Genomic DNA, 19,866 nt, shown 5'->3' with positions numbered 1-19,866 from the left:
TTTTTCAGTCAACGCGTCGTCCCGTCAGGAAAAATGTCATGATCGTTCCTGTGCTTTCATTGAAAAATGGACCGCGATCTTCAAATTGATATTGCCCTTCCAATATGTGTTGCATCCGGTGTGAGATTTGAATTTGTCCTTGAATACCTGTTGTTGCCAGAAGGTTCGCGAGTGAAAACGCAGCCCCATAGACAAGGGGAGCTGGCCGTGTTGGTTTCGCGCTTTCAAAAACGACAGATCCTAAATCCATTCCTATACGGAGTGTGAGAGGAGCCTGTGTACGTGATTGTAAGGCGGCTGTACGTTGTAAAAGCGTCAAAGCCGCTTCAGCGGCCCCATGTGCAGAACCGGGCTTGTCCGTACTTCCAAAGGAAATTGCTACAAGAGTGTTTTCATATATCGTGGCTATAGTCAGATCGTGTTGTGTTATGATGCTCGTCATCTCATCAAATACACGATCAAGCCGTAGCGCTCCTTCCAATGGATCATTGGTTTCCGTGCGGTCATGGAATGTTACTTCGATGCAGAGAACAGCCGCTGTCAGTCCGACGCGCCAATTTCCGGAAGACGGTTGCGGATGATCATGGTTTTGCATTGTAACATCGGTATGGGGATGCGCCTCGGGAGTCCGGGGGATGTCGAAACGACGTCGACACAATGATTGGACACGGGCGCGGACAAGTGTTTGCTGAAAAGGCCGTGTCACCACATCGACAACACCGGACTCAAGCGCGCGATCGATCATATTTTGCTGTGTCTCCGGAACAACCATGAGTATTTCTGTGCGCGTGTGGCGCAGTGGTGAAGCTAGTTCTCGTGCCAAGGAGCAACCATCACCCTGTGTGAAAACATCGAGGATTGCGAGCGATGGAGTGACACCGGAATCCAGGAGAGACCGGACAATATCGCGGCGAGTTGCAATATGCAGATGATATTGGAGCGGGGTGAGCACACGGGCCACGTCATGAAGGCGTTCCGGGTCGTCATCGAAGAGAAGAAGCGCTGGCGTTGCTGTGTTGGAAAGCGTCATTGAGGACTCTCCGGAGGAATCTTGTCACCGGGCTCTCGTTGTGGAGCCTCAAGGCCAATGGCGACAAGGATGACACGGAGTGTTTGGCGGGCATCATCAAATGCAAATCCCTTGACTTGCCGCATGAGGCGGTGCGCTGCTTCGCTTTGTCCATGTTCCGTCATGATGGAGACAAAACGACGTGTTTGCTCCATAGCATCATAACGAAAGGTATCAAGTGAGTGGTTGAGTTCTTGGGCAAGAGATTGGACTTGTGTTGTTTGTTGCGGGGTTAACGAAATCATCTCTTCGGGTTCGAAAGAAGAGGAGGCGGACTCGGGAGCGTCCTGACATGGCTGGCAGGGGGCTGACTCCACTGCGATATAATGCCTTGCTGTTTCGTGTTCATTCGAAACGAGTGCAATCGCAAGTTCCGTTTCGTAGACCTGTCCATCTTTTCGTTGATTGAGAAGACGTCCTTGCCAGATTTTGCCTGGCTCCACGTTGGCGCATAACCGTAGAAATCGATGTTTCGATGTCTGCCCGGAAGCAAGAATATCAGGGCTTTTTCCTATAATGTCGTCGTGTTCATAGCCCGTTGTGGAGCAGAACATAGCATTGATATATTCAAAATGACCGCTTTCATCGGTGACAAAGACCGCGATCGGGAGATTCTGTAATACAGCAACGAGATGGGCGCGCTGCATGTCGGCATGTTTTCGGGATGTAATGTCTGTATGGGTGCCCACGGCCCGAAGCGGAGTGCCCGATGCAGAACGGGTGACGACATGGCCTCGTTGTTCTATCCATAAGAATGTTCCTCTTCGATCTTTCAAGCGAAACTCCAGTACCCAGGCTGGGCCATGGAATTCGAGAAGTGATTCTATACGGCTGATGACGGCGTTTTTGTCCTCGGGATGGAGTCGTTGTATGAAGCCTGTATCGAGGTCGAGTTCTGTATCGTCATCATAACCGAGCATACGTTTGTATCCTGGGTCGAAATAAATAGCATTGGTTGTGATATCCCAATCCCATAACCCGTCGGCCGCAACGCGTATGGCCAAGGCAAATCGTTCTTCGCTTTGTAGTAAGGCTTCTCGGGCAGCATCGCGTAAACGTATGGCGCGGGCTAGCCGTCGATTCCAAATGCCGATGATGATAATGATACCAAGTGTTGCTGCTATCGAGATGATCAATTCACGGCTCGGGTTCCATATCGGCATTTCAAGGCGAACCCATTTATTGAAAATGGCTTGACGTTGCTTGAGTGTGATGCTGTCCAGACTCCGCTGTAAAATGGCATTCAGTAACGGTGTGTCTCGGCGGGATCCCATGGCCAAAGCTAAATCGAAGTCTGTGGAGCCTGCGACTTTGAGTCCGGTCAGGGCGTCGTGTTCAATAACCCATGACGCCGTAGCCAAGTTGATGATCATGGCATCGGTCTGACCCAAGGCTGTCATTTGCAACCCTTGGGCAGGACTTGCGACCTGGACAAACTTGATTTCCGGCCGACGATTCATGAAATATTCAGCCGAAGCATACCCTTTGACGACGGCTACGGTTTTGCCCGCGAGATCGTCAATATGTGCGATATCCTTCTGAGTCGTTTGTATTATGATGACGGTGGGAATGCGAATGTACGGTTCGGTAAAAAAGAGATCGTTTTCTCGGTCCGGAGTAGCCATGAGTGCCGGAGAAAAGTCGGCCTTCCCTGCCTTGAGGGCGTCTTGTGACTCGGCCCAGGTTTGTGTGGGAAGAATTTCAAAGGATATACCAAGCTTTTCCGCAAAGATTGTCAGGTAGTCGGCACTGATGCCTTGATGCGCTCCCTCTGGAGAACGAAAATCGACAGGAGGAAACGAGGGGTCCACAACAAGGCGTAGCGTGGGATGTGCATCGAGCCATTCACGTTCTTCCTCTGTTAACGGGATTTCATGGGAAAGCGGTTTGTAATATCGATCAATGGGATTATCGAGCCATCGCCGTTCAAGTTCCATGCGTTCTGTTTGCGTCAGTGTGGAAAGACCACTATTGAGGAGATCGACAAGGCTTTTGCGGTCTTTGGACACACAAGCATGTACCGTGCTTCGGGAAAGTGGCGGACCGTTGGCCATGATGAGACCAGACAGACCGAGTTGGAGAAGAAGATGTTTCGTTGAGGTCGTGTCGGCGAGTACCGCGTCTATCTCTCCTGCGGCGAGATTTCGTAAAAGTGCAACAAGGTTTGGAAACGGGACAAGGACAAGGTTGGCGAATTGCTTTTGCAATTCTTCTGGGCTGAACATGCTTTCCACAATGCCGACACGTTTGCCGTTAAGATCGCGAAGACCATTGCTGAGGATTGTTCCGGTCCGCGTGAACAAGCCAATGCCGAGTTCGTGTATGGGCTTGCTATAATATAATGAAGGCGTGTCGTCCGAACGTTGAAAAAGGCCGGAATGCATGTCGACCTTCCCTGTTATTACCGCATCAATGGATTCTGGCCACGACATTGGAAAAAAAATTGGCGTGAGACCGAGTGCACCAAGGATCGTCGTCCAAATATCAACATAGAGTCCTGAGGGCTTCTTTTTAGGGTCAAGAAATGTCAGCGGGGGGGCGTTGGCTGGCATAGCAATCGTAACGGTGGAGTCACCTAACCCGGCAATACCGTTCCAGCGTCTCTGGATTACGTTTTTTTGAGAAGCATTGAGACTTTGAAATCCTGCACTAACGGTATGCTCTATTTTCGTATTTCCCTGTTGAACCGTTGCATACATGGTATTTTTATACAGTGGAGTCTCTTCGTGGGTAAAGGCGGTGAGAAGTCCGAAGCGACGTAAAAAAAAGCGGGCGGTCAAGCCTTCGCTGACAAAAACCTGAATTTCCCCTGAGGCGACGGCTTGAAAGAGACGGGTATTGTCCGAGAAGAAAATGCGTTTTGCTTTGGGGAAGGCGTTGTCGAGTGCATCTTCAGCGACATCGCCGGATACTATGCCTATAGGAAGACCGGCAAGTTGACGCATATTTTGGCGGAGGTGGTGTTCTTTGGAAAAAAACAGCCAACTTTGGGTCGGGAAGAGTGGTGATATATAATCGAAAAAACGGGTGCGAGATTCATTGAAGACCATACCGGCGTGTGCATCGACTTGCCCAGTTTTGACCATGTCGAGCGTTTCTTCCCAGGTTCCAGGAACAAACGTCACAGGAATATTGGTTTGTTGCGACCATTTACGCCAGATATCCACGGCCATGCCAGAAGGGTTTCCCGTATCGTCAAGGAAATCGTAGGGAGCAGAGTCTGTGCTCATAGCGATACGAAATGTGGCACGTGATATTTCAGGGAGGGCTTGAATGTCCTGCCCGGCAACACAACGTGCTGGAATGGCCAAAAGGCCGCTAAGAATGACAATGTGTAGCACGAACTGGAGCATGTCTTTATGGGGCTGCAGGTCGTTGAAAGAGAGAATATTGTTTTCTTTACGTGAAACGCGTCATTGTCACAACTCGTAGAGGCTCAAATGGTAACAAAAAAAAACGGGAAGACGTTGCCGTCTTCCCGTTCTGTTTTCAGTATGTCAAAAAGGGTTACAATACAGCGGCTTTGATTGCATCAATGCCGACACGCTGGGCAAATTTCCAGGTACGTTCTTTCTTCTTGGCGTTGTCGCGATAGTATTCAATGAGTTTTTTGACCAAGGTCAGAGCGTCTTCTTTGCTCAGGTCTTCGGCGATGATGTCGCCGACTCGGGCGAACTGACCAGCATTGCCACCGAAGCTCACCGCCCAGCCGCTTTTCTTGCCGGTAATGCCAAGGTCACGAACCAATCCTTCAGCGCAGGCAAAGGGGCAACCGGAAATGCCGAATTTAAACTTGGCGGGCATTTCATACTCTTGGTACAGCTTTTCCACTTCGATCCCAAGGCCCAAAGAGTCTTGGATGCCGAATTTACAGACACTCGTTCCGGGGCAAGCTTGGACATAATGAACACACAGTTCGGTTGCGCGACCGATGTCGGTTCCCAGATCTTTCCAGATATCAGCCAGTTGATCTTCGGACATGCCGACGAGAGCAATACGCTGTCCGGAGGTGATTTTAACAATGGGAATCTTGTATTTTTTCACGACCGTGTTCAAAGCATCGAGCACTTCCGGTGTGATAAGGCCAACCGGGGTGCGGGGGACAATGGCATAGCTTTGTTTGTCACGCTGTAAAATTGCGCCGTCGAGATGATTTGTCATGGTAGTATTCCTTATGTGTTGAGTGTGTTGCCTATTGTATCGACAGGAAAGATTCTTCTGTCGGAAGAAGGCATTATTGTCAGAATGATTCTTATAGGGAAAACCTGGATTATGATCAACCCTGTTTGAAGAATCAATATAGTCTTTTTGCTTTTTAGTGAAAATTTACTGCGGAGAGAAGAAGGAGGTAACATGAAGCAGGTATCGTTTGGGAGGATTTTTCGTCGGCATTATATTCCAGGGCTTGTCCTTGGCGTGATCACACTCGCGATGACTGACGCGCTGCTCGCACCCGAAGTCATCAGTGGGTTTGAAACATTGTCGCAATATGCCCTGGCGGGATTGCTCTCAGGGGGAACAGCGTCAATGATCACGGTTCTTTTTCATATCTCTCGTAATCGCAGGGTATTAAAAAAGCGTACGATTCTCTTTCATCATGTTTCTTCTTCCCGCGAGATTATGCTGGCTGCAATCAGCACCTTTATTTCGGGTGGCGCATGTATTTTGCTCTTTTTATCTCCCTATTTATCCATGGGGCTGTGCATCGTGACGCTGACACTTGTTATCTTCGAGTTACGTCTCTTTGCGAAGGAATTGTTAGCCTTGTTGACGCCGGGAACCTATCCGACGTGGGAAAACGTCGGGCAGATTGTTGACGCATATATCACGATGATTGCCGCGTTTACCATTACGAATATTAACCTTGCCGCTTTTCATCGGCTTGTCACAAGCACCCCCGAAGCGTTTTCTCTCGGCGGAGCTCCGACGTTGGCCGATTTTATTTATTTTAGCGTTGTCGTTATTACGACATTGGGATTTGGCGATATTCATCCTGTGACATCAGATGCCAAGTTGCTTGTCTCTTTCGAGTGCCTGGTTGGGTATGTCATGTTTGCGCTGATTGTTGGTGTCATTACGCGTGGCATTGTGAGTGGGACAAAGACAGATACGCAGGTTTCTGTGTCAGTGGAAAACGATGATGCTGACACCAATGGCGAGGTCAATTGAATTGTTTTGATGATCCCAAAGAGGAGTTTATTTCTACCAAGACTGCGGAAGACCGTCTTACCGGATAAAACGTCGCAACGGAGTGATGTTCATGAGCCAGAGAAGGAGGATCGAAAGGAGGAAGCCTGCCAGAGCGACAATGATAAAGGATGCGGCAAGACGCACACCGGTCATCGGTATTGGGATAAGTATGGGGTTTAGCTGGATAAACAAAGCACGAAAAGGATAGACAGCCAATTTATGTACGGCAAAAAGGCCAAGGCTGAATCGTGCTATAAGGGAAAATATGCGTTCTCCTTTGGGAGGCAACTCGATTGCCAGGAATGTCATGAAGTAGAGAGCGCCAATGACCGTGCTTGGACGGCAGTAATTGTAGTATATTCCCAATTCCCACAGGATATTGATCATGTCGAAAAGGCAGGTAAAGGCGAAGAGTACTGCGAGAAGTCGGCGATATGTCAATACAAACCCAGGGTTTTGAGCCAAGAAATAAGCCAAAGGGATGAAGACGAAAAAGTTTGCCGGGGATGTCGTTGAAGGAGCATAAGCTGGGAAATATGGAACTATACTAAATGTGAAGAGCGATGTTGCAACCACAATCACTCCGATGACGATACGCCCACGCTCACTGCATTGAAGAAATAGTCCCGCAGCAAGTGTTAATATTATAAGGTCGAAGAGAAAGTAGAAGACAGAGCCTCCCACCAGTGGGATAGGTGGACCTCCTGAAGCAATGAAATGCCAATCAATGACGAGAGGCTCGGGCGAGACAACACTGGCGAAGATTGTTTGAACGGAAATCCAAAATCCATAGAGAATAAGAAGTCGTGTGAGTCGCTTACGGAGATAGTGAGGCCGGTTGGGAGCATGTTTGAAAAAGATAATTAGAGAGACAAGAAAAAAGAGCGGTACAGCGATAAGGCAAACTTGTCGAATTCCAGCAAAAAAAACTTCACAGATGAGTGTCGAGAGCTGGGTTTGTCCCAGGTTGATGAGATGCAGTGGTTGATAGTGCCAAAATATAACAAAGAGGATTGCCCACGCTTTGATGCGATCAAGTCCCTTCTCTCGCGTTGCTTGCGATGAAGACAAGTCATTGTGAGTGGATTGAAGAATCTCGTGTTTCATCTCAATGTTTCCTTGCCGGGAGACGACGGTGATGTCATATGCGCTCCCTTCTTCCGAAGACTTGGCGTACGATGACTTGAAATCTCTATGTGTTGGAAGACTGCTTTCGTGAACAAAGCCTTCGCAAAGGCAAAGAATGAAAGCAACGAGATCAATGCGTAGCGGCAGCTGCCTTTTTCGCTGCGTGAATCCAGCTATCCCATTTCTTTTTGTTTCTCGCGATCCATGTATTGACGTGACGGTCAATATCTTCAGGAGAGGATTCTCCCTCAAACATTTTTGCATTTTGTGCTGCAACGTCTGCAAGCGGGATCGTCATCACTTCAAAAAGTGCTCGTGCAGCCGGGTTTTCAGAAAGAAATTGTTTGTTTGCAACTACTTGGATGTCGTTGGCAATAAAGCCCAGATTGATGGGGTCAGTCACTGCACCGGGGAGATGTTGCACGACAAGTTTGTCTTCAAGTTCTTTTTGCGATGTCTCCGGGGACGTTTGCGGGACGTTGATCCATACAACATCTTTTCCCGGTTTCAGTTTGGCAATGGTCCAGTTCGGGGTCCAGGTGTAGAAAAAAACAGGTTGTCCACTATGAGCACGGGAAACAGTGTTCGCCATGTTTGCGGTGTAGGATGTCGTCATTGCATTAATGTCGTCATTGAGGTCGAGAGTATCTAAATGATGCGCGATGATTTTTTCACATGCCCAGCCATGGGGACAGGCAACAAGATCGGCTTTTCCATCCCCATTGATATCAAAAGCGGCTTTCACGTCCGGACGTTTGAAATCTTCAAGGGAGTGTATGCCGAATTTATCTGCAGCTTTTCTGGAAACGAGATAGCCGGCAATCCCTCCTCCTTGGACGACATGGCCAAGAACTTCAGCTTTTTCTCTGAAATCTCGAGGCACAAGTGCATTATGGAGAGGGAACCATCCATTGACCCAAAAATCGACATCTCCTCGGCTGATCGCTTGGTAGAATGAAGAATTACTCAGTTCTTTGGGCTTTTTTACGGTATATCCAAGTTCTTCCAACGCACGATTATACAACGCGTCTTGGAATAGGCCTGTTGACCAACTGGGAGATGCTGGTTGGACTTCTTTCCCGTTGCCGGGCAATTCGTCGGCAGCTAAAGCCGAAGAGGCCAAGCAGAGCATCAAGAGCATACAAGCCAGCTTGCGACCGGCTCGCAGTGATATATTCATTGAGAATCCTTATTCAGTTTTCTTTGGTATATGGCGTCTACATGGTGCCCGTAGACAGCACCGCATTGTCACGTGCTGCAGGGGAAAAAACAGGAGCTTTTGTTGTGCTGTTAAAAACGCTAAACATAACTCTCGTATTTCTCATGGGAGCACAAAGATGTCGAGCATGGGAGATCCGAGAGACAACGAAGACCGTATTGCTTATGATTGCGCGATATTAACCGCCACCACACGGACTTCGAATTCAGCCGCCGATTCAGGGACGTCATAAAAAATGAACATGAACTTAACCTGTCCTCCGGGAGCAATTGTCTGAGACATCGGGCCGTCAGGCTTGTCCAAGCTTTGATTCAGTTTTGCACGGTCAAACACGCGTAACTGATATAATCCAAGGACATTGTTGGCTGTAATGGTTTTTTCAGCCATTCGCGATTCGGCCTGGTTGAAAATGACGGCGCGCAGTCTGATATGCGAGACCGGGGCGGCACCTTGATTTTCGGCGATACCTTCAATAACGAAAATTTTTCCTTCTTTGATATTTTCAACATAATATTGTCGGACGCCGCTCAAAATGACATTGCGAACGGCCTCAACGGCATCCAGACTAGGTAAAGGCGTGATGGAGGGCAGCAGATCGGGGAGGTTGGCAATTTCCATAATGCGCCACCCAGACTTGAGCTTTTCCAAAGCAAGATCGGCCTGAATCGTCGGCGTCGTCTGGTCATTGCCGGTTGATGGTGTTGCCAAGCGCAGACTCACGGCGCCATCGGTATTGCTTATCGCCCCCTTGTATGCAATGGCGAAATTTCGAAAAGCCGGCTGATTATCTGTCGTACCAGTTTTCCCGGTCCGTACGGCGGCTTCAATCCGTTCTGCCAAATCTTGTCCGGGGTCAAGTTCATCAACTGCCGTCAAATCAAGACCGATATATTGGCCAATGGCAGAGAGCACGGACTGCATCTCGAGGCCTGGATTCGCATCGACATAGGCGCGAATGTCATCAGCTGCTTTGTTGGTCAGGTTGCGCACGTCAACAACTTTGGAAAAGGCAACCACATCATGGTGGGCCACGGCCTGAGCTGCCAGATCAAGACTGTGTTCTGGGGTATTCGATGATTCGTTGCGAAGTGCAAACCACAGAATAGCAACGAAAAATATGACAGCGGCAGCAATGGCGAGCAATCGTTTCATGGTTTCCTCTGTCGAGATGCGCCAGCGGCGGGTTTCCAAAAAAGAAAGTAGTATGGGGACGATACGAGGCAGCGCAAAAATGGTCAATGCGAAAGGAAGAAGAAGTCGCATTTCGTTATGTAAAATTGGTAACGCGACCGGGGCAAATGTCGAAGATGGTTTGAGCCGTCATGTTCGAAGGAGGAACCCCTAAAAAAACGTTTTGGCCCCGGGTCCATTATTTGATAACGACATCGACTTCGTTATGACAACACATCAATTATCCACTCCTCGCGCTGTCATTTTAACGGCGCATGTCTCCAGGCACCCTGGCTCCGACCAGGGATTGAAGCGGCTGGCCGATGAGGTTCGTCAATTGTACCCTGATGCTCCTGTCTCCGTTGCGCATATCGCGTCGGGAGATTTTGTTGCAGCACAGTCGGTCCCGGCTCCAGCTCCAGCACCGAAAGAGGTTTTGGTCAACCTCATTCAAGAAGGTATACGTCAGGTCGTTGTTCAATCGCTGCACGTTATACCGGGGCGTGAATTTCACGAGATGCTCGTGCAGATTGATGACGCCTGTCATGAAACTGGGATTTCCATCCGAACCTCCGTCGGCGATCCGCTCCTTGGTGTTGGAACCGATATTGAGCGTGTTGCTGACGCGGTGTTTTCGTTGGTTCCACCAGAACGGAAATCTGACCAAGCTGTTGTGTTGGTTGGGCACGGATCTTCCCATCCTGGGCATACGCGCTATTCAGATTTGGCTGCCGAATGTGCTCGCCGAGATGAACTTTTTTATATTGGATCGTTAGGGCATGGAAAGCAGGATGGTGTCATGCGTCGGAGCGCATTGCACGAAATGCTCATTGCGAAGAACGTCTCCACCGTATGGCTTATTCCGTTCTTTTCTTCTGCCGGTCGGCACGCTCATAAGGATTTGTTCGGAGACAGCCCTGATTCATGGCAAACGCAATTTGAAAAAGCGAATATTGCCTGCCACCCTGTCCTGACAGCCGCACTTGATCATCCACCCTTAGCCGCGCTATGGCTGAACCATGTCCAAAATGCCTGGCGGCGGCTCGATGGCTTAGTATAACGAGAAGAAAAACGGGTCTATCCCGTGACGTATGTGCATGATTCTCCATGCTCACGTCATGTTCTTCTCTTTGGGGGGCCTGTGTTCGTTTTCCTTGCCTTAAGCAGAGGGGAGCGCTCTTTAACAGAGCGTACTATCGCCATGTAGAGGGGAGCGTTCCCTGCAAAAGAAGATCAATGGTATCGTCGATGCGCTGTTGACCAAGAGGAGATGCCAAGTCGATGCCACCAAAGTGCGGTGTGGTACGTGAACGAACCAGGAGAAAAAAGGCCGCAGCAGCGATAACGGCTACAATGGCTCCAAGGTCGACGTCGTCGTCGATATCAGGCAGAACACTTTCAAAGAATTCGAGCGAGCTTTTGACGCGCGAATTTTCCATTATCGTCGTCAATCGGTTGCGTTGACGACACTCCCAGCACAATAACTCGATTGTATGCGGTCGTTTACGCAGTTCGTGGAGGAGCCGTTTAAAAAATTCGGCGACACGTGCTGCTGAGGGAAGGGTTTTGAGCATCGCGAGATCGCTGTCAACGAGATCTCCACTTGATGGCCAAAAACGGTTTGTCCGGGAGTACTCGAAAACGAGCCCGGACAAACCGCCATAGTACCGAAAAACAACCGGACGCGATACACGAGCCGCACGAGCCACCATGTCTATAGTGATGGCTTCAAAACCATGACACACTAACGTCTCTTCGACCGCCTGCAAAAGGCGTTCGCGAATCGTTGTGCCTCCTTGGATCGGGATGACCTTGCTCATGGGGGAAAGCAGGAGCCCGTGACCATTCGTGCGACAATTCTATCGGAACGCTGCTCCATGTCGCCTCGCTACCGCATCAGGAGGATTGCAAATTACATCGCAACAGTTTGATGCCGTCGCGAAAAAGAATTTCCATTTTATCGGGCACAATGACTTGACTCACGATCCCCATGCCGAACTTTTTGTGATCCACCAAATCGCCTTCTTCGAACGCGCTGTTCATTGAGTAGGGTTTGGCTTGTGTTGGATCGGCAGCGGCCACAGCATCTTCCCACTCTCGCAGAATTGCTGCCGAGGCTTGTGCCGCCTTGGTCGCTTTTTTGCCACCTGTGGCCTTTTTGGGACCACTGGCTGTTTTACGGGCCCTGGCCGCCTGGTTACCCGCTGAATCCTTTGGCTTGAATTTATGACGGGAACCGCAAAACGTGCATTGGACCTGCATGGCTTCGCCACGTTCGACAACTACGACGGCATGTCGGGTGACACCCTTACATTTTCCGCATTGCGCCTCGACCGAATCACCAGGTTGAAACATAGACATCCATTGCTCTTTGAAAAAAGTTGAACAGTTACACTTTATGCTCTACGCGCATTGCCTTTAAGGACACGAAAAAACAACCAGATCGAGCAAACCCATACGGCGTTTGGTGCATGGCCCTGAACGATCTCGAAAGTATGGCGTGCAGAGGCTGCCTCGGCGGTTTGTGTTTTCATCCGCCCAAGGGAAAAGATATTACTGCTTTCCCAAGCTTGTGACAAGGCCGCTTTCACCTGAGACATATCGTTGATTATCGTATCAGGAACGATGCGTGAACGATACTTGTCGTTGACGACATCATACCATAAAATATGAACATCGATGAAAATGATACATATTGGGGGTCCAGTGCGTTTTGAGCAAGTGATTAAACACCGTGCTATGAAGTGTTGTATCATAATAAAAACATCGCAACGCTGTCGAGTCTTCTATGGTGCTGGATTATGAACGTGGTCTTGGGTTTGGTTTTTATCGGGCTTGTTTTTGGGCTTGCAATCTGGTTTCTGCGCATGTTCGGGATCATCGGTCCCGTCCGCGTGACGATAACGTCAATGGGGCCGTTTTCCCTCGTGGGCCGCGAAGTTTTTGGTCCGACTATGGAGCTATGGGCAGCCGCTCGAGCGCTTCAAAAAGAAGTATTTGAAACAGTCGGCGTGGTGTCGACAGCATGTTTTATTGTATATTATCAATTTGATGAAAATGGGAATGCGAGTAAAGCACTCGCTGGCTGCATCGTTCGTCCAAGCGATGTAGACTTTATTCAGCTTGCTCCCCACCCGCTCCCTGTCCATGAAGCACCTCAAGGACTTTTTTTTCAGACACGTCTTGCTGGGCGGTTTCCGATATTGGAACACGCCTTGTGGGAAATACCGTTTTTCGGAGCGCGATATGTTCGACGTTGTCGTCAAGCGTTGATCGAACAGGCCAAGGCTTCTGGATATATTCCTTTGCCTCTTATCGAAGTTCTCAATGATGATGGCTCCCTTCTTATCGCCATGAGCCGGTATGAGGACCGTCCCGATCCCAGTCAAATTGAAATAACATGGGAAGAGCTTGAAGCGGCGTATGGAGGAAATGTTCCACCGATCGAGGTGTTTGAACGGATTGATCCTAAAACACTCCCGATCATTGAACGGTTATATTTTCGATTTTTTCAGAAGAAATAAGAATTTTGACCATTCGTTTTCGCGTCATAAATTTCGAAAAGTATGCTTTGCAAAGGAGTTGATGCGGGGAGCGTTCAACATCGTAAGTGAACAGCTTTATTTCGTTACCTGGAATAATCCTATCTATTGATCTCCGTCCGTACTCTGAGATGAGTTGCTATAAAGAAAAGGTGAAGAACAAATAAGGCCCCTCAACACAATGTTCAGGGGCCTTGTGTATTATACGAAGATCACGAATAGGTTATTGACCCTGCTGCGGCATCATAGGAATGATATTGGGCATGGTCATGGGAGCGTTGGGGACGGGGGCCTCTGTCTGGTTTTCGTTTTGTGGTTGGAGAAAGAGTGTCGTGAATTCCGATGTCGGCATGACATAAACCAACGGGTCATCATCTATTTTGAGATATACTTTCGACTCCGTTGATTGATCTTTCGCATTCATCCCGACGGGCAATGCCGTGATCGTATGCGAGACTTTTCCGGTCGTGGTAATGGAATACGGTGCCGTAGAAAAGTCGAGGGACGTGGCGTCTTTCGCCGGAACAATATCGACAATGCGTACAGCCAACAGACCGCCAATAAGCTCTTTCACGGCCTGTTGTGAATCGGAAAGCCATGAACCTCCTTGTGCCTGCCATGAGACGGACTCGGGGTTTTCGGCCTCGCCTTCTTGTTTTGCTGTGGTAGCTTCCGTTTTTTTCGTGAAGGTGGCTGTGCCTTCCGGGGTTGTCACCGTGATGGTGTCAATCATTTCTTCGGGAAGACGTAAGGCGACTTTGTCGAGCCATTTCGTTGGGTCAAGAGCGTTTCCAACGTACCCGGCACGACCACGGACATTGTCTTCGACTGCGTAAACCACATCCGCGTTATTGGGTCTGACAAACGAGGATTTCCAGTCTCCTTTCCCCGCGAGAATATTCGCCAGTTCTTTTCCATCTTTGTCTTTGAGAATGATATGCACGGCAGAGGCGTCATCAACCGCGAAGTCGGGATGCAAGCTGGCATCGTCAGCGCGGGCCTCACCCTTCATTTTGGCAATACATCCGAGGAGACCGGCCACTTGGCCGATATCTGCCTTCGCATTTTGCATGGAAACAAGTCGCCAAGTTTCTCCATCGCGTTTCAGCGTAATCGGTGCATCGGGTTTCGCCCCGTCGAAAAGAGTGATTTCCGCAACATCGGCCGTAGTGGCGTTGTCAGGAAAAAAGGTGAACAGGTCATTATAGGAAAGAATATCCTTCGGAGCGAACAAGGTTTTTTTTGCCAGCAGAGCCGCGGCCAACAGCACGATGATGATGCCGAGAACGGCGACGCTTTTGTTCTTCATGATGTTCTCCTAGTGTATAGAAGAGGGGGAGATGGCTCCAGCCGCCAACTCCTCCCTCAAAAACTTTTAACGGGGATAGCTCCGAACGGGACGTATCGTTTGGTCCGTGAGCTTAAACTTTACACATATCCTCGGCATATCGAGCACGACGGCGTCGTCGGGACATGGTGCGCAGAATCCCAATGATGGCAATACAGAGAGGAACAAGTCCGTAGTTGATGATTTTCCACAATGCGGCCGCTTCAGGCGATACATTCGGAATCATACGATTGATGGCTTTCTTACCGCGAATAGTAATGAGATCGGGACCAAGGGCCATCGAGTCGACGATATTGAGGACAAGATCGAGACTGGCAGCAAGAAAATCATCGCTGAACAGCTCGGAACAACCGACAAGATAGAGTTCCCCCGGTGCTGGCGTGATGGGTTGAACGGTTTCAGGCTCAGATGCCCCCTCTTGTATCTGAGGATCATTCCAGGCGGGAGGCGTCTGGTCTTTGGTTACATCGGGGAATTGTCCGGTAATGCGTGCTAAAACGGGGTACGCTTTGCGTTTGGAAGCTGCAGGAGGCGTGATGTCTTCCTGAGTCAGGCGTTGTTGTGGAGTGACGGTCCAGGCATTGGGGCTTGTGGATGCAAGGATCGTTGCCGTCAAAGCGTTTTTCTCGAGTTCTTCCTGGTTGATTGTGAGAGCGGATCCCCACATATAAAGAAATTGTGAAAGTCGGGCTGTGATGGGATCGGTTTTGTTCATGGATTCGCGATCAATGAGGATTTGGATCGGCAATTTCAGATCAAGCCCCCCACCGAAAAGCTGCTCGATTTGGTTTCGAGCCATACGGATACCGGTGTTGCTTTCGTCCATGAGCACGTTTTGATCAATACCAAGACCGTAGTGAGCAAGAAGGGGATTCACATTGGGTGTCACGGGGATGCGAGTGATATTCAGTGCCCCTTGCATGATATTATAGTCCCAGACGTTATCCTGCACGGCCATGAGTATTTTACGTCCCGATGCAAGAGCCCGGGCCAATTCGTATTGCTGGCGATCGCTCAGGCTCCGTGGTTCGAGAACAAGCAGCGCATCGGCATCGGCCGGAATAGGGCTGCTTTTGGTGATTCCGAACGGGACGACCTCATATTTTTCATGGGCAAGATAATTGTTGAGCAATTGAAATGGTTTTGAAGAGAAAACACCGATTTTTGCGGGTTTGTCCCGTTCGAGACGGTAGATGGTACTGATCAGATTATATTCGAGTTGCCCCACATTTTGAGGAACGATTTGTGGAAGAATTTCCTCATCGTTGTCTTTGTACGCAATACCGAGAGAGGAATAGACGAGGTTGGTGACTGCACCGGTTTCGCGCATGGCTTGGACAGAAAACGGTTCGACGCCTTTTTGCAGCATGCGCTGTTCGAGTGGGTCGGCATCCGGTTTGTCAGCCGGATTTTGTCTGAGCACATTCGCGGCTTGCATGTGAACGCGTTTGAACTGGAAACGGTTCCCTGAGGCGACACGCAACTCTTGCAGGATGTCGAGAACATCGCGTTCGAGGTTCTGCATTTCCGTCGGCATGTCCTCGGAGGGAGTGACGTAATACGTCACTTGGACCGGAGCTTTGAGATTGGCCAAAATACGTTTGGATGCCGGGCTTATGGTGTGAATGGCACCTTCGGTCATATCGATTCGGCCAAGAGAAGCGTCGGTGACCAAGGCATTGAACAACACGCCGATGACGAGGCATAGCAGGCAGGCAACGGAAAAGGTCATGGTCGCAGTTTTTCGGTTACGACCTTCGATAAAGAGTCCGTTCAGGAAGAGAAACAAGCCGGTCCAGACAAGAAAGTAGAGGAGATCAGCCGTTTCGAAGACACCTTTGGTGAAGACGAGATAGTGTCCGGTTGCCCCGACAAGATCACGCAAAAAGCCGCCGAAACCAGCGACCCAGGCATCAAGAGCTGCAGCGATAAAATCGGTCCCCAGCAGATAGAATCCGAAGCAAGCGAGCAAGCTTACGACAAATGCAACAATTTGATCACGGGAAAAGCCGGAGATAAGCAGGCCGAGACTGATGAAGAAGGCACCAAGTAAGCTGGCTCCGAGATAAGAGCACAAGATTTGTCCTACGTCCGGATGCCCCAGGGCGAGAAGCATGATGGGAATCATGCCGGTACCGACTAAGGCAAGCAGATAGAAAATAAAGCCTGCCATAAATTTTCCCAGAACAATGGACAACGGCCGCATGGGAAAGGTGAGAAGCATTTCTACCGTGTTCTCAGAACGTTCTTCGGCCCAGAGACGCATGGTGACGGCCGGGATAAAAACACAGAGGGTGACGGGCAAAATGGCAAAAAACGGGCGCATTTCTGCCAGCGGAAACTGAAAGAATCCGGTGACGAAAATGCCAGCGTTGATAATAAGAAAAACAATGAGGAAGATATATCCGACGGCCGAGTTGAAATACGCACTGAGTTCGCGTTTGAAAATCGTCCACATGTCGTGCATGAGGTACTCCTAGGCTTCGAGAAGAGGGTTTTCAGCCTTGGTCAGGGCAAGAAAGATCGCTTCAAGAGACGGTGTGTTCTGTGCCAGTTCGGCAAGCTCCCAGTTTTGGGCGACGGCAAGACTGTAAATAGAGGCTGTTTGAGCCATGGCATTGTCGCATGACAGAATGAATCGAGAAAAGCCTTGTGGAGCGTGCTCCTGGCGGATTTTGGTCACTCCGTCGAGTGCAGAGAGGCTCGGTTCGAAATGTTGTGGTGGACCAAGTAAAAGGACATTGACCTCTTCCTGAACTTCTGCTTTGGCCGCAAGTTCTTCGATAGGACCGTCAGCCTTGATGCGGCCATCGGCAATGATGACAACGCGTTCAGCAATGGCTTCCACTTCTTGGAGAATATGGGTGGAAAAAATAACGGTTTTATCCTTGGCCAGCTCGGAAATGAGACGCCGGATATCCAAAATTTGATGTGGATCGAGCCCGGTTGTCGGTTCATCGAGAATGACGACTTCAGGATCGTGCACCAATGCCTGGGCAAGGGCCGTACGTTGTCTGTAGCCTTTTGATAATTCGATAATCGGTCGGTGCAGCATGGGACCAAGACCCGTGTGGTCTAACACCCAACGAATGCGCAGGCGTTTATCGGCTCCGCGGAGTCCACGTGCTTCGGCCACGAAGTCAAGATATTCCCCGACCTCCATACCGAGATAGAGAGGAAGGTTCTCTGGCAGGTAACCGATGCGTTTGCGGACCTCAAGAGGGTTTTTCAGAATATCGAATCCGCAGATTCGAGCTGTCCCTTTGGTTGGATGCAAATACGTGGTCAAGATCTTCATGATGGTCGATTTTCCGGCGCCGTTGGGGCCGAGAAGACCGAGGATTTGCCCCTTTTGAACGACGAACCCGGCATCATCCAATGCGTTGACCGGACCGTAGTTCATGCTCAAATGTTCGGCTTCAATCATGTGACTCTCCCTTTTTGGAAACGTATGGGGCGTTTCAAATCATACTTCGCAACATGCTGCAAGATGACATGACAACAATGTCGTTGCAAAACATAAAAGACTGGACAACGTTGTATAACGCCTCTAATACTCAATGGGGCGCATTGGATAACACCTGCGACCAGCCCCGTCGTCGAACCCTATTTCTGGAGAACGGCGCCATGACAAGCCGCGACGGGTCTTTTGATGCCATGAAACAGGAACTCCACTTCAAATACGATACGTTGTCCAAGAAAACCGCTTCAGACACGGATTTTCTTCCTCCCATTGATGTGGAAGGTGAAGACGCAGACCGGCAAGGACAGATCGTCCGGCAGCTTACTGGCGTTCTCGATACAATGACCGGGCTGTTGGATGACCAAAATCGTTTGAGCCTCGATATTGACGAGCTTCGCAACGAGGTTGGTGTGCTGAAGCGTCAAAAACGGGAACTCGAATTCGCGTATAAACAAAAAATTCACCATTTCGAAGTCACTCTGCGCGAACTTCAAAACGATCGTGATGCGCTGACGCGCATGTTTATGGATTATGTGAATTCTCAGTCGGGCTCACCGACAACGCCGCCTGATTACATCATGTGCCTGCCTCTTGTCATCCGGTCAGAAAAAAATGAATTCCTCGGTGTTGCTGATAAGAATAAGCATTTTAATCTTAAAGAATTCATGCGCGGCATTGAAAGAAACCGCGATGGTAAGAAAACGTTTTCCCTGCAATGGGAAAGACGTGATATCCGGTGGATTCTTCGATTGAATACCGTAGAAAATCATATCGGCAGACGACACTGTCATATTCTTGAGATTCGGCCGACGTTGACGCCGAAAAAGAATATGGTGGCGCGACTTGTCAATTTGACCATAGACGGTAATGCTGTACCAGAATCCCTTCTGCTTTTACTGTTCAAAAAAATTAAAGATACCTTCATGTCTTGAGCCCCGGCTTGTCTGATGCTGGGAAACAGCTGCTTTGGAGAATGCCATGAAAGGACCGATATGTCTCATGCTCGCGGTGGCCTTGTTCTTGTGTGGTACGTTGGCTTTTGCCACGCCGCCAAGCAAGGAGGAGATGGAAATTCTACAGAATGACTTCATCAAGGTTACTGCAATTAAAGAAACAGAACAAAGCGAAGAAAAATTTGTGAACGATGGTTCACAGGCTGTCTTAAAGCAAGTGCCGTATAAAAGTGTCAAAATTGTTGCTGAACTCTTGAAGAAACCGCCTATGGGCCTTGATGCCGTTTTTTCCAGCCAGAAGAAAATTCCTGAATTACGAGTATGTATTTATGAAAAAGATGAGCTTGGAAACCTTGCACGTGATGGCCAGTGTGAAATGTTTCTTTTTGATGCGCTCGTTCCGGGAAATATTGGCACGGCAACGTTTCGTCTTCCGCTCGAAATGAATAGCTATGGAATTAAAGTTGCCGACAAGCAACCGAACAAATCGTCTACGTTCAAGCTTTGGACGCCAGACAAAAGTACAGAACGAAAATAATATCAATCGTATTCAATATCGTGTGTCGTGACGAATGAAGTTTTTTTCTTGTTCTGTGTATACGCAGATAAATACTTTTGTAGCCATGATAATCTACTTGTCGTGCATAATAAGGTCAATCATGCATATTGTGCATTGCATTTGGTTTTAGCTTGATCTGTTTTTGATAAAGATTGCATGGATTGCTGATGAGCATGTGTTTATTATTGGTGCACGAATATTTTGCTATGCGTTCTCATTGTCATT

Annotated in this window: 16 protein-coding genes; 5 read left to right on the top strand and 11 right to left on the bottom strand. The window is 49.1% G+C overall.

The genetic code is table 11. From position 1 onward, the window contains the following. Nucleotides 1-4: 4 nt before the first annotated feature. From G451_RS0110755 to G451_RS0110745, 3 genes are all read right to left on the bottom strand, one after another. Nucleotides 5-1,030 (bottom strand): adenylate/guanylate cyclase domain-containing response regulator, encoded by a 1,026-nt coding sequence (locus G451_RS0110755; protein ID WP_027184259.1) that lies wholly within the window; start codon nt 1,028-1,030, stop codon nt 5-7. Next, nucleotides 1,027-4,410: a transporter substrate-binding domain-containing protein gene (locus tag G451_RS0110750; RefSeq protein ID WP_169727865.1), complete on the bottom strand. Its 3,384-nt coding sequence runs from the start codon at nt 4,408-4,410 to the stop codon at nt 1,027-1,029. The genes G451_RS0110755 and G451_RS0110750 overlap by 4 nt, the downstream gene beginning before the upstream one ends. A gap of 166 nt (nt 4,411-4,576) precedes the next feature. Then, a complete protein-coding gene (locus tag G451_RS0110745; RefSeq protein WP_027184257.1) occupies nt 4,577-5,230 on the bottom strand; it encodes a nitrite/sulfite reductase domain-containing protein in 654 nt (217 codons plus the stop codon). 192 nt (nt 5,231-5,422) lie between these two features. Here G451_RS0110745 and G451_RS0110740 point away from each other — a divergent pair, with 192 nt between their 5' ends. Next, the gene (locus tag G451_RS0110740) at nt 5,423-6,238 is read left to right on the top strand and encodes a potassium channel family protein (RefSeq protein WP_027184256.1); all 816 of its coding nucleotides are present in this window, start codon (nt 5,423-5,425) and stop codon (nt 6,236-6,238) included. 57 nt (nt 6,239-6,295) lie between these two features. Here the strand turns inward: G451_RS0110740 and G451_RS0110735 are convergent, their stop codons facing one another. The 3 genes from G451_RS0110735 to G451_RS32660 all read right to left on the bottom strand — a co-directional run bounded on the left by G451_RS0110735 (nt 6,296) and on the right by G451_RS32660 (nt 9,758). Next, nucleotides 6,296-7,366, bottom strand: coding sequence for an acyltransferase family protein (locus tag G451_RS0110735; protein ID WP_027184255.1), 1,071 nt, complete (start codon nt 7,364-7,366; stop codon nt 6,296-6,298). 151 nt (nt 7,367-7,517) lie between these two features. Beyond that, entirely contained in the window at nt 7,518-8,567 is a 1,050-nt protein-coding gene (gene proX / locus G451_RS0110730) for a glycine betaine/L-proline ABC transporter substrate-binding protein ProX (RefSeq protein ID WP_245587806.1), read from the bottom strand. A 201-nt stretch (nt 8,568-8,768) separates the two neighbouring features. Further along, the gene (locus G451_RS32660; RefSeq protein WP_169727864.1) at nt 8,769-9,758 is read right to left on the bottom strand and encodes a DUF3426 domain-containing protein; all 990 of its coding nucleotides are present in this window, start codon (nt 9,756-9,758) and stop codon (nt 8,769-8,771) included. 244 nt (nt 9,759-10,002) lie between these two features. On the opposite strand from G451_RS32660, the gene G451_RS0110720 reads away from it, so the two are divergent. After that, complete coding sequence (locus G451_RS0110720) at nt 10,003-10,836, top strand: sirohydrochlorin cobaltochelatase (protein ID WP_156921597.1); 834 nt, start codon at nt 10,003-10,005, stop codon at nt 10,834-10,836. Between the two features lie 133 nt (nt 10,837-10,969). Here G451_RS0110720 and G451_RS0110715 read toward each other — a convergent pair whose 3' ends face one another. Next, nucleotides 10,970-11,596 (bottom strand): TetR/AcrR family transcriptional regulator, encoded by a 627-nt coding sequence (locus G451_RS0110715; protein WP_034641770.1) that lies wholly within the window; start codon nt 11,594-11,596, stop codon nt 10,970-10,972. A 76-nt stretch (nt 11,597-11,672) separates the two neighbouring features. Beyond that, complete coding sequence (locus G451_RS0110710; RefSeq protein WP_027184251.1) at nt 11,673-12,137, bottom strand: hypothetical protein; 465 nt, start codon at nt 12,135-12,137, stop codon at nt 11,673-11,675. A gap of 440 nt (nt 12,138-12,577) precedes the next feature. On the opposite strand from G451_RS0110710, the gene G451_RS0110705 reads away from it, so the two are divergent. Further along, nucleotides 12,578-13,300, top strand: a complete 723-nt coding sequence (locus tag G451_RS0110705; protein ID WP_027184250.1) for a hypothetical protein — start codon at nt 12,578-12,580, stop codon at nt 13,298-13,300. A gap of 241 nt (nt 13,301-13,541) precedes the next feature. Here G451_RS0110705 and G451_RS0110700 read toward each other — a convergent pair whose 3' ends face one another. The 3 genes from G451_RS0110700 to G451_RS0110690 form a co-directional block, all read right to left on the bottom strand. Beyond that, nucleotides 13,542-14,627 (bottom strand): DUF4340 domain-containing protein, encoded by a 1,086-nt coding sequence (locus G451_RS0110700; protein WP_027184249.1) that lies wholly within the window; start codon nt 14,625-14,627, stop codon nt 13,542-13,544. Nucleotides 14,628-14,739: 112 nt separating this feature from the next. Next, nucleotides 14,740-17,133 carry a Gldg family protein gene (locus G451_RS0110695; protein WP_027184248.1) on the bottom strand — a complete coding sequence of 798 codons (2,394 nt, stop codon included), beginning with the start codon at nt 17,131-17,133 and terminating at the stop codon, nt 14,740-14,742. 9 nt (nt 17,134-17,142) lie between these two features. Then, entirely contained in the window at nt 17,143-18,093 is a 951-nt protein-coding gene (locus tag G451_RS0110690; protein ID WP_027184247.1) for an ATP-binding cassette domain-containing protein, read from the bottom strand. Nucleotides 18,094-18,293: 200 nt separating this feature from the next. On the opposite strand from G451_RS0110690, the gene G451_RS0110685 reads away from it, so the two are divergent. After that, nucleotides 18,294-19,061 (top strand): hypothetical protein, encoded by a 768-nt coding sequence (locus G451_RS0110685; RefSeq protein ID WP_027184246.1) that lies wholly within the window; start codon nt 18,294-18,296, stop codon nt 19,059-19,061. Nucleotides 19,062-19,107: 46 nt separating this feature from the next. After that, nucleotides 19,108-19,620, top strand: coding sequence for a hypothetical protein (locus G451_RS28840; protein ID WP_051261383.1), 513 nt, complete (start codon nt 19,108-19,110; stop codon nt 19,618-19,620). Nucleotides 19,621-19,866 lie beyond the last annotated feature (246 nt).

The sequence above is a fragment of the Desulfovibrio inopinatus DSM 10711 genome, from assembly GCF_000429305.1.
GTDB classification, from domain to species: Bacteria; Desulfobacterota; Desulfovibrionia; order Desulfovibrionales; family Desulfovibrionaceae; genus Alteridesulfovibrio; species Alteridesulfovibrio inopinatus.
The sequence above is the reverse complement of the archived record's forward strand: the minus strand, read 5'-3'. Positions and strand labels throughout refer to the sequence as shown.

Coding starts and splice junctions, on each gene's coding strand:
- G451_RS0110755 (WP_027184259.1), bottom strand. CDS start 1,030: ATGACGCTTTCCAACACAGCAACGCCAGCGCTTCTTCTCTTCGATGAC.
- G451_RS0110745 (WP_027184257.1), bottom strand. CDS start 5,230: ATGACAAATCATCTCGACGGCGCAATTTTACAGCGTGACAAACAAAGC.
- G451_RS0110740 (WP_027184256.1), top strand. CDS start 5,423: ATGAAGCAGGTATCGTTTGGGAGGATTTTTCGTCGGCATTATATTCCA.
- G451_RS0110735 (WP_027184255.1), bottom strand. CDS start 7,366: ATGAAACACGAGATTCTTCAATCCACTCACAATGACTTGTCTTCATCG.
- proX (WP_245587806.1), bottom strand. CDS start 8,567: ATGAATATATCACTGCGAGCCGGTCGCAAGCTGGCTTGTATGCTCTTG.
- G451_RS32660 (WP_169727864.1), bottom strand. CDS start 9,758: ATGAAACGATTGCTCGCCATTGCTGCCGCTGTCATATTTTTCGTTGCT.
- G451_RS0110720 (WP_156921597.1), top strand. CDS start 10,003: ATGACAACACATCAATTATCCACTCCTCGCGCTGTCATTTTAACGGCG.
- G451_RS0110715 (WP_034641770.1), bottom strand. CDS start 11,596: ATGAGCAAGGTCATCCCGATCCAAGGAGGCACAACGATTCGCGAACGC.
- G451_RS0110710 (WP_027184251.1), bottom strand. CDS start 12,137: ATGTCTATGTTTCAACCTGGTGATTCGGTCGAGGCGCAATGCGGAAAA.
- G451_RS0110705 (WP_027184250.1), top strand. CDS start 12,578: ATGAACGTGGTCTTGGGTTTGGTTTTTATCGGGCTTGTTTTTGGGCTT.
- G451_RS0110700 (WP_027184249.1), bottom strand. CDS start 14,627: ATGAAGAACAAAAGCGTCGCCGTTCTCGGCATCATCATCGTGCTGTTG.
- G451_RS0110695 (WP_027184248.1), bottom strand. CDS start 17,133: ATGCACGACATGTGGACGATTTTCAAACGCGAACTCAGTGCGTATTTC.
- G451_RS0110690 (WP_027184247.1), bottom strand. CDS start 18,093: ATGATTGAAGCCGAACATTTGAGCATGAACTACGGTCCGGTCAACGCA.
- G451_RS0110685 (WP_027184246.1), top strand. CDS start 18,294: ATGACAAGCCGCGACGGGTCTTTTGATGCCATGAAACAGGAACTCCAC.
- G451_RS28840 (WP_051261383.1), top strand. CDS start 19,108: ATGAAAGGACCGATATGTCTCATGCTCGCGGTGGCCTTGTTCTTGTGT.